Below are 11,883 nucleotides of genomic sequence, written 5' to 3'. Positions count from 1 at the left end.
GGGCGGCCTAGATTCTTCGTTGTCCAGGCGAGATCCGGTGCCTTGTACCGGCACCGCCCGTTCCACGAAACCACATCACAGGAGTGCATCATGAGCAAACTCGGACTGCTGGCAAAGATCGAGGCCAAGCCCGAGTACGCCGACAAGGTCGAAGCCCTGCTGCACGACGCGCTGCAACTCGCGCTGCGGGAGGACAACACCGTCGCCTGGTTCGCGTTCCGGCTGAGCGCCACGACTTTCGGCGTCTTCGACACCTTCGACGACGAGCAGGGGCGCCAGAAGCACCTGGAGGGCAGGATCGCCGCCGCGCTGATGGACGCCGCGGAGACCATGCTCAGCGAAGCACCTGAGATCCGTCCCCTCGACGTCCTGGCGGTCAAGCTCCCCTGACCAGTCCGAACAGGACGCCGCGACCGGACGGGCCGGTAAGGATCTGGTCGGCCTCTGCCATGTCCCGGGCAAGCCGATCGAATTCGGTGACAATGAACTCCGACCCGTCCCAAACGGCGGCCAGAGCCTGCGTGAGGCCAGCGCGGCCGCGGCCCTCGGTGACCGATGACTTTTCTGCGCCGTTCTGGTCTGCATATGCGGAGGACCAACCTATGGGAAGGCTGACGCCGTGCGGAAACTGACCTTCGGGATGAACCTGAGCCTGGACGGCTACGTCGCCGCGCCAGGCGACGACCTCGGCTGGAGCGTGCCGAGCGACGAGCTGTTCCAGTGGTGGTCCGACCGGGTGGGGGCGACGGACCTGGCGCTGTACGGGCGCAGGCTGTGGGAGACGATGAGCTCCCACTGGCCGACCGCCGACCAGCAGCCTGGCGTCACACCGGCGGAGATCGAGTTCGCCCGCCGCTGGCGGGACATGCCGAAGGTGGTGTTCTCCTCGACGACCAGCACGGTCGACTGGAACACCCGCCTGGTCACCGGCGACGCGGTCACCGAGATCGCCCGGCTCAAGGCCGAGGACGGTGGCCCCATGGACATCGGCGGCGCCACACTCGCCGCGGCGGCCATGCGGGCCGGGCTGATCGACGAGTACGTGCTGGCCACCGCGCCGGTCTTGGTGGGCGGCGGCACGCCGTTCTTCACGGCCCTGGACAACTGGGTGAACCTGAACCTGGTGGAGACCCGGACGTTCCCCGACGGAGTACTCCTGACCAGGTACGAAACCAAGCGCTGAGCGCCCAACGCCGGGTTAAGGGGTTGGCGGGACGGGGCGGTGGTGTTCCTGGTCGGGTTCGGTTCCCCATCGTGCGCGGAGGACGCCGTCCTGGTCAGGGAGGACGGCGGCCAGCAGGGGAGGTTGTTCCCCTGCGACGCAGGAGATGGCCGTTGCCGCGCGGGCGCCATCGAGCACCCTGGGACTGGGCGCGTCGGTGATGGTCGCGCGGACATGGCCGTCCTGGTCTTCCCAGACCAGTTGGACGAGGTGATGGGCGGACAGCGAGGCGAGCACCGTCACAGGGTCGCCTGACAGGCTTGGCCAGACCGCGACCCGGGCACGGGGGGTCAGTCGTTCCCGGACCCGATCGATCCCGCCGTCATCGAGCCGGTGCCAACGGGACACGCCCTCTATCGGGTTCTCCTCCAGGAGTCCGGCGCGGCCGGTGGCGACGAGCGCGGTCACCTTTCCCCAGAACGTGTCGTCGGCGGGTGTGCGCTGGCCGGGCTCGTTGGTTTCGGCGCCGTAGGGCGATCGGTCAATTCGTTCCGGGAACAGGCCCAGCGCCCGGGTATGGGTCACCGCGCGTTCACACCGTTGGTCGCTACCGATGTAGAGGTACTGGTCGTAGCCGACGTGCACGGAGAAGCGGTGCTCGGCTTCCAGTCGGCACCAGGCGCCGTTGTCGCGCAGCATCGCGCGCACGAGCTCAAGCCAAACCTTCATCGGGACTTCTGCGCCGTCGTGATAGCCGGACAGGTCGTCCGGGAACAGTCCGGTCAAGCCGTGGCCGGGGACCGTCGGCTCCAATCCGAAGTTGATGACCGACAGCTCGGGCTCGCGAATGCACAGCCGCTGGACGCCGGTTTCGGCGGCGAAGGTGGCTACCGCCTCCAGGTAGGCGGCCTCGATCGGTCCGTGGTCGCTGGTGCTGTCCTGGTCGCCGATGTAGCGGCCCTGCTCGTCACGGTCCGCCGGGTCGTATTTGGTGACCCGGTACCCGAAACGCAGCACGTTGGTCATCGTGTCACGGTGGTCGGGGCTGTGGTGCGGCATGCGGGAAGTCTCGGACGGTGAAGTGCCTAAGCCCGTCGAACGCTGTGGACGCGAGCTTCTCGGCGTGCTCGTTCGTAAGGTCGTTGTGGCTGATGCGCCTGCGGAAGATGGGGGGCGAAGGTGTCGTCCGCGTCGGTGTCGGGTGAGGATCATCCGGCGGGACGTCCCTGGACGAGGTCAGTGTCGCTGTCAGCCGTTGTTCGCGGGCACTTCGTTTGAAGGGGTGGTCGCGTCTGGATCGGTGGAACGGCGCGGCGTCGCTGGCTTGGACGTCGCCAGCCACAGGCCGGTGAGCACGGCGGTGGCCAAGGTGATGACGCCGGCCGCGACGAAGGCGCTGTTGAGGCCGTTCTCGAAGGAGGCGCCGCCGGACTGCCGGGTGCGGACGATGGCTCCGAGTATCGCCACGCCGAGCACCGCGCCGATCTGCCGGGTGGTGCTGCTGATGCCCGACGCGAGGCCGCCTTCCTGCGAGCTGACCGCCTGGATGGCGGCTCCCGTCAGCGGGGACATGGTCAGGGCGAAGCCGACGCCGATCACTCCCAGCCGCCACCACACGTTCGCGTAGCCGGTGTCGGCGTGGACCATGCCGAGCGCCAGCAGTCCCAGACCGGCCAAGGTCAGGCCGGTGGTGACCACGATTCGGAAGCCGTACCGGGCGGCGAGCCGAGCCGCGTACGGGCTGACGACCACCATGGCGAGGGACGCGGGCAGGGTCTGTAGTCCGGCACGCAGGATCGAGCTGCCCTGGATGTACACGAAGAACTGGGAGAAGAAGAACGACGAACCCATGAGCGCGAACCCCACCACGACCATCGCGGTGTTGGACACGGTGAACAGCCGCTGCCGGAACAGCCGCAGCGGCAGCATCGGTGCGGAACGGCGCGCTTCGACGGCGACGAAGGCCGCGAGAAGAATTACGGCGACAGTGAAGCTGCCCAGGATCAACGGCGACGTCCAGCCACGCGCGCCACCCTCGATCAGCCCGTAGGTCAGCGCCCCCACCCCCAGAACGGACAGAACCGTCCCCGGCGTGTCGATCGCGGGAGCGTTCGGATTGCGGGAATCCCCCAGGACGCGCAGACCGACCAGCAGAAGAACCACACCGATGGGCAGATTGACCAGGAAGATGGCGGGCCAGCCGAAGGCATCCGTCAGCACGCCGCCCGCGACGGGACCCGCGGCCACACCGATTCCGCTGAATCCGGCCCACAACCCGATCGCCTTGATTCGTTCGTGCGGGACGGGATAGGCGGCGACGAGCAGGGCCAGCGAGGCGGGGCTCAGCGCAGCGGCTCCGATGCCTTGCAGCACCCGGCCAGCGATCAACCAGCCGACCGAGGGCGCGAGGCTGCACAGCACCGATGCGGCGGTGAACACCGCCACGCCGGACAGGTACACCCGCTTGCGGCCGAACCGGTCGGCGAAGATGCCGCCCGACAGCAGCAGCATGGCGACCAGCAGGACGTACGCGTCGACGATCCACTGGAGACCGGTCAGCTGAGTGTGCAGCCGGTGCTGCATGTCGGGCAGTGCCGCTCCAACAACCGTGTTGTCGAGCAGCACCATGAACTGGCCCACGCAGGTCACCGCGAGCAGCACGGCCCGGTTCGCTCGGCTGCCTACGTCCGCAGGCGATGCGGCCATGGGGGTTCCTCTCGATCAGTGGTGGCGCCGCTTCATGGCCGACGCGGTCAGCCTCCGGGCACCCTAATGCAGTCATCGACTGCGTTAATCGACTGTAAGGAGGTTCGTTCCATAAACGCAAGTCGCTACTGCGTTAAGGTGAGGGCATGGACGAACGGCAGCGAGCCCGGCGACCCGGCGGGCGCGGCGCCCGTGTCGGCGCGGCGGTGCACCAGGCCGTCACCGACCTGATCAGCGAACGCGGCTACGGCAAGTTCTCCGTCGGCGACGTCGCGGACCGCGCGGGCGTGGCCGACAGCAGCATCTACCGCCGGTGGGGCAGCCTGGAAACCCTGCTCACCGACGTGGCGCTCACCCGCCTCAACGCGCGGTCACCGATGCCGGACACCGGGAGTCTGGCCGGCGACCTGCGCACTTACGCGGCGACCGTGGCCCGAGAGATCACCGGACCCGACGGCCTGGCGTTGCTGCGCCTGGCCGTCGCCCTGTCGAGCAACGGTCAGCAGGGACTTCGGGCGCGGGACGACCTCCTCGCCGAACGCGCCCGGCAACTACAGTCCATGCTCGATCGCGCCAGCGAACGCGGCGAGAACGCGCCCGACGCGTCCGACGTGCTGGATCACGTGCTGGCGCCGATGTACGTCCGCGTCCTGCTCGGCCTGGACCCGCTCACCCCGGACTACGTCGACGGGCTGGTCGACCGCCTGCTGTGACCACGACCTGATCCGCGGGATCAGAGCGGGATCAGAGCACGAAGGCCCCGACGAGTCCGGCGTGAATCGCCGATTCCAACTGGTCGCGGGCGTCGGGCCGTCCGACCTCCTGCTCCGCGTCGGTCAGCTCCTCCAACGTCCGGAGGTGGGCGCAGCCGTGGACGCACTCCGGATATCCGGGGCGGGGACGCAAGCTTGGCCGCAGCCAGGCTTGCGTGGCTGCGACGGGTGCTGGGCCTGCGGGTTGTCAGGCCGTGTCGGGTTGGGTGCGGCGGGCGTAGGCGCGGGCGGCGCGGGCTCGGTCGCCGCAGCGGGTGGAGCACCAGTGGCGGCGGCCGTGGCGGAGGAGGTAGCGGTTGCAAGGGGTCGAACCGCAGGCGGTGAGGCGCTCGGCATCGGGCCCGGTCAGGAGGTCGGCCGCGTTGGCCGCGAGGGTGGCGAGGGCGCGGTCGAGGATCTCGTTGGTGGGGCACGGGGTCGCGCGGTAGGGGCCGTTCTTGTCGTCCCATTGCAGGAGGGCGGCCGTGGGAGCGCCGCTCAACGCGTCGTTGACGGCGGACAGGGCCGCGGGCAAGGCGGGCAGCCCGGCGACATGGGCGTCGAACAACGACTTGAGGTGTTCGCGCAGCGAACGCAGCTGCGCCGCGCACATCTCGCGGACTCCGGCGTCGGCCAGGGCGAGGCCGCGTTCGGTGAGCCACTCGTTCGCCGACGCGGGGGTGCTGAGGAGATCGACGAGGTGCCCCCCGGGGAGCGCGATGGCGCTGTTCACGAAGTCGAGGGCGAGATAGTCCGCCGCCCCCGGCGCGGGCGGAAGCGCGGACTCGGTGGCCAGGGTCTCACTCATGGCTCTCATGGTACGACTTGCGCTCTTCCGTGAGAAATCGCTACCGTCGTTCACGGATAAATCACTACTCATCCGTGAGGTGGCTGGATGTCCGGCAGCAGAGCGACCATCGAGCAGATCCCCGTCCGCGTCCTCGGCGGGCCGACCGCGTTCTTCGAGTACGGAGGTGTGCGGATCCTGACCGACCCGACGTTCGACTCTCCCCGCGAGTACGTCGTGCCGGGCGGTCAGTTGACCAAGCTGACGCCCTCCACCGCCGCACCGGACGACCTCGGACGTATCGACGTGGTGTTGCTCTCTCACGACGAGCACCCGGACAACCTCGACGAGTCCGGCCGGGCGCTGCTCGCCGACGTGCCGCTCACCCTCACCACGCCCGGTGGCGAGCAGCGTCTGGGGAACGGGGCCAAGGGACTGGCCGACTGGGAGTCGATCGAACTGGACCGGCCCGGCGGCGGCACGATCACCGTGACGGGCGTCCCCGCCATCCACGGGCCCGGCGCGCGCGAGGACGTCGAACCGGTCACCGGGCCGGTCGTCGGTTTCGTCCTGACCGGAGAGGGCCTGCCGACGATCTACGTCAGCGGCGACAACGCCTCACTCGACCTGGTCAGGCAGATCGCCGAACGCTTCGGCCCGGTGGACACCGCGATCCTGTTCGCCGGGGCGCCCCGCATCGCCGTCCTGTTCGACAACGCGCCCATCGTCCTGGACAGCGTCCAGGCCGCCGAGGCCGCCGGGATCCTCGGCGCCCGCCGGGTGGTTCCCGTCCACTACGACGGCTGGGGGCACTTCACCGAGGGCCGCGACGACCTGGTGGCCGCCTTCACCGACGCCGGGCTGGTCGACCGCCTGGACTTCGGCGGCCTCAACTGACCGCGCAGATCGCGCAGACCGGACGCGGGCCTGTCCGGTCAGCCGGTTCGCAGCCGCGACGGGTTCGGCCTGCCGCGCCAGACGATCACGGGGCCTTGAGCCCGGGGGCTCGGTCCGTTGACGCCGACCGGACCCGGGCCCACCCCTGGGATGACCTCGCACTTCGGTGCTTGTCTACTGTTGTCCGCGCTCGTTGAAGCTGCGCCGATGGGGCTGTTCGGGCGGTCCGCGCCTATCGAAAGAACTCTCTCGTGACGAAAACCGTGTCCGCCCGGACCGAGGGCCCCTCGCGTGCCGAGGTTCAGCGTCGCATCCTGATCGTCCTGGTCGGCGCCCAGGTCCTCAGCGGTGCCGGACTGGCGGCCGGGGTGACCGTCGGTGCCCTGCTCGCGCAGGACATGCTCAGCTCCACCAGCCTCGCCGGTCTGCCCAGCGCGCTGGGCACGGCCGGTTCCGCGCTGGCGGCACTGGCGGTTGGGCGCGTCTCGCAGGCTCGCGGCCGCCGTCCCGGTCTTGCCGCCGGGTATCTGACCGGTGCCGTCGGCAGCGCGGGTGTTATCGCTGCGGCCGTCGTCGGCAACGCCGTCCTGCTTTTCCTCTCGCTGTTCATCTATGGCGCCGGGACGGCCACGAACCTGCAAGCGCGCTATGCCGGAGCCGATCTGGCGTCTCCGGCGCGCCGAGCCAGCGCTGTGTCCACCGTGCTCGTCGCGACGACCCTGGGCGGTGTGGTCGGACCCAATCTCGCCGCCCCCACCGGCGATCTTGCTCATGCCCTCGGCGTCCCCCATCTGGCCGGGCCGTTCCTGCTGGCGGGCGCCGCCTACGCGATGGCCGCCTTGATCCTGGCCATCTGGCTGCGTCCTGACCCGTTGCTGCTGGCCAGTGCGCTGGAAGCCGAACGCACCGCTGTGGTGAACGCGCAGCCGGGGGACGCCACCGGGCGACCGGACGCGGCGGTCGAAGGGAATCGGTCCCGCCTGGTGGTCGGTGCGCTGGTCATGGTGCTCATCCAGCTGGTCATGGTCGCGATCATGACGATGACGCCCGTCCACATGCACGATCACGGCCACGGCACCGGCGCGTCCGGCTTCGTCATAGCCGTCCATATCGGCGCGATGTACCTGCCCTCGCCCCTGACCGGCTGGCTCGTCGACCGCTATGGCCGCCTCACGATCGCCGCCACGTCCGGGCTGACGCTGCTCGCCTCCGGGATCATCGCCGCCAGCGCCCCCGCCGACTCCGTCGCCCCGCTCGTGGTGGCCCTCGCGCTGCTGGGCCTGGGCTGGAACTTCGGACTGATCACCGGCACCGCGATCACCACCGACGCCGTCCCGCTGGCCACCCGTGCCAAGACCCAGGGCATGGTGGACGTCGCCATCTCCATCGCTGGCGCCACCGGCGGCATGGCTTCGGGCCTCGTCGTCGCCGCAGCCAGCTACCCGCTCCTGGCCATCGGCGGCGGAATCCTGGCGCTGGCCATCGTCCCGGCGGTCGTCGTCACCGCGCGCAGCCAGTGATCAACCGACACGGACGCCTTGATCGTCATCCTCGGACGACGGTCAGCTGGTGGTGGTCGGGGTGGGCTGGTAGCAGAAGCGGACCATGCCCGACGGGAAGGTCGTGGTGTCGTGGTGTTGTCGAGTTCCGGGCTTGAGGAACCAGCGGACAGCCGTCAACGCTGAGAATGATCTTGCGATGGTGTTCCGTCTGGGGACCCCCCAACGGACACCGCGACCGTCGCGGCGGCGTCCCGCCGGGGCGTCCGCGACCACAACTGCAACGCGTTCGCGACCCCGCCCCAGGCAGCCCGGTCGCGCGCCCCCCGAGGACGAGTTGCCCGCCCCTGGGGGGCGTGGTCAGTCCGCCCGGTGCGGGGTCGCCAGCGCCCGGGCGACCTCGGCGATATCGGCAGCGACAGGGGAGGCCGGCCGCTCGTCCAGCCAGGCCCTGGCCAGACGGACGGCGGCGAGGCGGCCGGGTTCTCCCGCGCCTGGCCCTCTCACAGCGTCAGCACATTGTCCTGGTCGGTGTCTGTATGGTCGATGGATCTTGCTGGTTCGGCGGAGGCGGTGGTCGTGATGTTGGGCTTTGGACGCAAGCGAGGGCTGGAATGGGCCGCCAGCGAGTTGGGTGCTCAGGTGGGAGAGACGGGCACCCGGCCCCCGTTCGGAACGCTCACCGGGCCCTACACGGGGGCGATCGAGACGCCCGCCGAGTGGTTCGCGGTGACCCACCGGGGCTGCCAGGTCGTCGCCTTCAGTTGCGAGCAGAAGTCGGGCCCGTTCTCGTCCAAGGGCTGGAACTACCTCGTGCAGGTGCGCACGCCGTGGGTGCCCGAGACCCGGGTACTGCCCTACACCCAGCAGGTCCAGCAGGTATACGAGCAGCTCATCCGGCCGGACATGCCGATGTTCGTCCCCGACCACGCGCCGAACATCATGGTCTACTCGGCGGACCCCCAGCAGTCCAAGGCCGTCCTCACCGCGGAGTTCCTCAAGGCAATCGACCATGACCGCCGGCCGCGACCGAAGATCATCCCGCCGGTCTCGTTCAACGAGGGCGTCCTCAACCACCAGTCGCGCGGACGCGTCGACCCCCAGAAGACGCTCGACATCGCCGACGGGCTCATCGACCTCCTCCTGCTCATCCCGGCCACGGCCTGGCCGGGCGACCCGCAGTCCTGGCCCCCCGGCCCCTGGCTGCCCAGCTGACACCAGTTGTTCGGGAAGACTTGAGCCGATACCTCCAGGCGCTCCAGCCTGGACGGCTGGAGGACCCCGGCCGAGGCCGACGATCGAGACGCCGTGATCGACACCCGGCCCGGACGGCGCCCCCTGTCGGGGTATCGTCCAGAAAGAAGAACCGCTCCAGCTCCGGCCGGGTCGGCTCCTCGTTGAACTTGCCGTACGACGCCGCCTGCTCATCGGTCAGGAATTCCACTGGCATGGACGCGACGCTATCGGCGCCCGCAGCTGCTCCGAGATCTTCCGCCGAACCTCGCCGCCGGGCCCTGTCACCTGTGGTGGGCGCCATGATCACCGGCTTAGCGTTAACCGCTGTACCGATGTTCCCGTGGCCGAGGTCGTAGCCGCGGACCTGGTTGGTGATCAGTGATCCGGCGACCCGGGTCATGTCCGCCCACCGGGTGTGTGGATCCTGTGGCGGTTGATCTTGTTGCGGGCGATCACCTCTAGCGGGCCGTAGCCGGGGCCGATGCCATCGGGCAGGTCGGCGGGCGTCCACCAGTGGGACAGCAGGGTGGGCTCGGTCAGATGCCGCCAGAGACCGTGTCGGGACGTCCCACCAGCGACCGGTGGAACTCGAACGAGCGGCCGTCGGCCCATCCCGAACGCTTCGGCGGCGCGCCGTTCCCGGGGTTGAGGAATCCAGGAACAGCCGTTGGCGCTGAGAATGATCTTGGGTGGTTGTGGGCGGTTGGAACGTTCGCTTTGTAACTTGTCGATCGCTGCGGGTTGGTTACTGGTGGGGACCTGGAGAAGTTCTTCTTCCTCGATGCGTTCGATCGGGATGTGATCGCACAGTCGCGGGATCTCGACAGCCAGCACGCCCAGGGTTTCCCTTCTCGGGGCCGGGGCCGGGGTGAATCGGAACTGTGATGGTTGGGGTGTCGGTTTAGCGGGACGGTGTGATGAGTCGGTGTTCGTAGGCGAGGATGACGAGTTGGACGCGGTCGCGGGCGCCGAGCTTGGTGAGCAGGTTGGCGACGTGGGTCTTGGCGGTGCCCGGGCTGATGTGGAGTTCGGCGGCCAGTTCGGCGTTGGACAGGCCCCGTCCGACCAGGGTGAGGACCTGGCGTTCGCGATCGGTGACGCCCGGAAGACTCGCGGGTGTCAGAGCGGGCTCGGGGCGACTGGCGAATTCGGCGATCAGCCGGCGCGTGACGCCGGGGGCGATCAGCGCGTCCCCGGCGGCGACGACGACCCGAATGGCGGTGATCATGTCGTCCAGGGCCATGTCCTTGACCAGGAAGCCGCTGGCTCCGGCGCGGAGCGAGGCGTAGACGTTGGTGTCGTCGTCGTAGGTGGTGAGCATGACGACGCGTGCCGTCGCCTCGGCGGCGATCATCTGGGTGGCCTCGATTCCGTCCATGCCGGGCATCCGGATGTCCATGACGACCACCTCGGGACGCAGGCGGCGGACCAGCCGGACCGCCTGCGTTCCGGTTTCGGCCTCGCCGACGACTTGGAGGTCCGGGGCCGCGTCGATGACCATGCGCAGCCCGGTGCGGATGAGTTCCTGGTCGTCGGCGAGGACGACGCGGATCGTCATCGTGCCCTGATCGACTGGGACGGGCCGGGGGCGGTGGCGGGGATCGGGAGCCGTGCGCTGACCGCGAAGCCGCAGTCGGGACGGGGGCCGGCGGTAAGGTGCCCGTTCAGCAGCGCGACGCGTTCACGCATGCCGGAGATGCCGTAACCGAGTCCGGTGGCGGACGCGCTGCCCGGGCCGTCGTCGGTGATCTGGACGAGCAGTTCGCCGGGCCGGTGCTCGATCGTCACCTGGCAGCGGGAGGTGCCGGCGTGGCGGACCACGTTGGTCACCGATTCCTGGACGATCCGGAACGCGGCGTGGTCGATGGTCGGTGGCAGCGGGGCCGGGGTTCCGCGCCGGCGCACCTGGCATCTGGACACCGGCGTCGGCCGTGGACGCGGCCAGCCGATCAAGGGCGGCCAGTCCGGCGAGCGGTTCTGTGCCCGCTGGTGTTGCCGGGTCTGGTTCGGCCTGGCGGAGGATGCCGAGCATGCGCCGCAGTTCCGACAGTGTCCGGCGGCTGGTGTCCTCGATAGCGTCCAGCGCGTCCCGGGTCTGCTCGGGTGCGGTGTCGATGACCCGGCTGCCCGCGCCGGCCTGGATCGCGATCACGCCGATGCTGTGGGCGATCATGTCGTGCAGGTCGCGGGCGATGCGCAGGCGCTCGGCGGTCACCGCCTCGGCGGTGGCGTGCCCGTGCAGGGCCTGCTCGTACTCGCGGCGCTGGCGGATCAGCGTCCCGGCCAGCCAGGCCGCCAGGACGCTCAACGCCAGGAGCACCGTCAGCTCGAGGAACCCCGGGGCCAGCACGCGCCTCCAGCCGCCCTCGGCGAACAGGCTCGCCTGCCAGGCGATCTGCTGGACGGTGAGGGTGAGGGCCGCCGCAGCGACTCCCGCCCGGGGTGTGCGGGTGGCGGTGATGAGCGCGACCAGCAGGCCCGCCACCAGCAGGAGCGGCCAGAGCTGTTCCAGCCCCGACCCCAGCGCCGCTGCGGCGACGGTCATCTCGGCCAGCAGCACCGCCAAGACCGGCCACGGCCGGTGGCGCGCCCACGCGACAGGCGATGCCAGGGCCACGGCCATCGGGACCAAGAGCCCGCCCCATCGCTCCCCAGTAGTGCCATGCCCGTTACCGCTGGTGAGCGTGGCGCACAGCGCCAGTGCCAGAGCGGCCACGCCGCACCCGGCCAGTGCTGCCCGGGCGAGGAGGGGCAGGCGTTGCGGAAGCGGGGGGAAGGCAGTGGGCGCGGTCTGATCCACAGGCGTGATCGTAGAAGCCGGAGTGGGCACCGCGCGTCAGCCCT

12 protein-coding genes and 1 pseudogene are annotated in these 11,883 nt (G+C 69.8%); 6 read left to right on the top strand and 7 right to left on the bottom strand.

Translation table 11 applies throughout. The features are described from left to right. The first annotated feature begins 90 nt into the window (after nucleotides 1–90). Both ABD808_RS05830 and ABD808_RS05825 read left to right on the top strand, forming a co-directional pair. A complete protein-coding gene (locus tag ABD808_RS05830) occupies nucleotides 91–390 on the top strand; it encodes a putative quinol monooxygenase (RefSeq protein WP_344890968.1) in 300 nt (99 codons plus the stop codon). A gap of 229 nt (nucleotides 391–619) precedes the next feature. Next, nucleotides 620–1,183: a dihydrofolate reductase family protein gene (locus tag ABD808_RS05825; RefSeq protein WP_344890966.1), complete on the top strand. Its 564-nt coding sequence runs from the start codon at nucleotides 620–622 to the stop codon at nucleotides 1,181–1,183. Nucleotides 1,184–1,198: 15 nt separating this feature from the next. Here ABD808_RS05825 and ABD808_RS05820 read toward each other — a convergent pair whose 3' ends face one another. Both ABD808_RS05820 and ABD808_RS05815 read right to left on the bottom strand, forming a co-directional pair. Next, nucleotides 1,199–2,221, bottom strand: coding sequence for an RNA-binding protein (locus ABD808_RS05820; RefSeq protein WP_344890963.1), 1,023 nt, complete (start codon nucleotides 2,219–2,221; stop codon nucleotides 1,199–1,201). 189 nt (nucleotides 2,222–2,410) lie between these two features. Beyond that, on the bottom strand, nucleotides 2,411–3,868 hold the full coding sequence (locus tag ABD808_RS05815) for an MFS transporter (RefSeq protein WP_344890960.1): 1,458 nt from the start codon (nucleotides 3,866–3,868) through the stop codon (nucleotides 2,411–2,413). 146 nt (nucleotides 3,869–4,014) lie between these two features. Here ABD808_RS05815 and ABD808_RS05810 point away from each other — a divergent pair, with 146 nt between their 5' ends. Then, on the top strand, nucleotides 4,015–4,581 hold the full coding sequence (locus ABD808_RS05810; protein ID WP_344890957.1) for a TetR/AcrR family transcriptional regulator: 567 nt from the start codon (nucleotides 4,015–4,017) through the stop codon (nucleotides 4,579–4,581). Between the two features lie 247 nt (nucleotides 4,582–4,828). Here the strand turns inward: ABD808_RS05810 and ABD808_RS05805 are convergent, their stop codons facing one another. Continuing rightward, complete coding sequence (locus ABD808_RS05805) at nucleotides 4,829–5,428, bottom strand: CGNR zinc finger domain-containing protein (protein WP_344890954.1); 600 nt, start codon at nucleotides 5,426–5,428, stop codon at nucleotides 4,829–4,831. An 87-nt stretch (nucleotides 5,429–5,515) separates the two neighbouring features. Between ABD808_RS05805 and ABD808_RS05800 the strand changes: the two genes are divergently transcribed. The 3 genes from ABD808_RS05800 (at nucleotide 5,516) to ABD808_RS05790 (ending at nucleotide 9,018) form a co-directional block, all read left to right on the top strand. Next, the gene (locus tag ABD808_RS05800; protein WP_344890951.1) at nucleotides 5,516–6,304 is read left to right on the top strand and encodes an MBL fold metallo-hydrolase; all 789 of its coding nucleotides are present in this window, start codon (nucleotides 5,516–5,518) and stop codon (nucleotides 6,302–6,304) included. A gap of 251 nt (nucleotides 6,305–6,555) precedes the next feature. Beyond that, nucleotides 6,556–7,824 carry an MFS transporter gene (locus ABD808_RS05795; protein ID WP_344890948.1) on the top strand — a complete coding sequence of 423 codons (1,269 nt, stop codon included), beginning with the start codon at nucleotides 6,556–6,558 and terminating at the stop codon, nucleotides 7,822–7,824. Nucleotides 7,825–8,382: 558 nt separating this feature from the next. Further along, nucleotides 8,383–9,018 (top strand): hypothetical protein, encoded by a 636-nt coding sequence (locus ABD808_RS05790; RefSeq protein WP_344890945.1) that lies wholly within the window; start codon nucleotides 8,383–8,385, stop codon nucleotides 9,016–9,018. A 417-nt stretch (nucleotides 9,019–9,435) separates the two neighbouring features. Here the strand turns inward: ABD808_RS05790 and ABD808_RS05785 are convergent, their stop codons facing one another. The 4 genes and pseudogenes from ABD808_RS05785 to ABD808_RS05770 form a co-directional block, all read right to left on the bottom strand. Beyond that, complete coding sequence (locus ABD808_RS05785) at nucleotides 9,436–9,873, bottom strand: hypothetical protein (RefSeq protein ID WP_344890943.1); 438 nt, start codon at nucleotides 9,871–9,873, stop codon at nucleotides 9,436–9,438. A 67-nt stretch (nucleotides 9,874–9,940) separates the two neighbouring features. Then, entirely contained in the window at nucleotides 9,941–10,597 is a 657-nt protein-coding gene (locus tag ABD808_RS05780; RefSeq protein ID WP_344890940.1) for a response regulator, read from the bottom strand. Continuing rightward, nucleotides 10,594–10,860: a sensor histidine kinase gene (locus ABD808_RS05775; protein ID WP_344890936.1), complete on the bottom strand. Its 267-nt coding sequence runs from the start codon at nucleotides 10,858–10,860 to the stop codon at nucleotides 10,594–10,596. Before ABD808_RS05775 ends, ABD808_RS05780 begins: the two co-directional genes overlap by 4 nt. 199 nt (nucleotides 10,861–11,059) lie before the next feature. After that, nucleotides 11,060–11,584: pseudogene (locus tag ABD808_RS05770) on the bottom strand (sensor histidine kinase); the annotation flags it as partial. Nucleotides 11,585–11,883: the final 299 nt, after the last annotated feature.

It is taken from the genome of Actinomadura meridiana, assembly GCF_039537545.1.
GTDB lineage: Bacteria > Actinomycetota > Actinomycetes > Streptosporangiales > Streptosporangiaceae > Spirillospora > Spirillospora meridiana.
The sequence above is the reverse complement of the archived record's forward strand: the minus strand, read 5'-3'. Positions and strand labels throughout refer to the sequence as shown.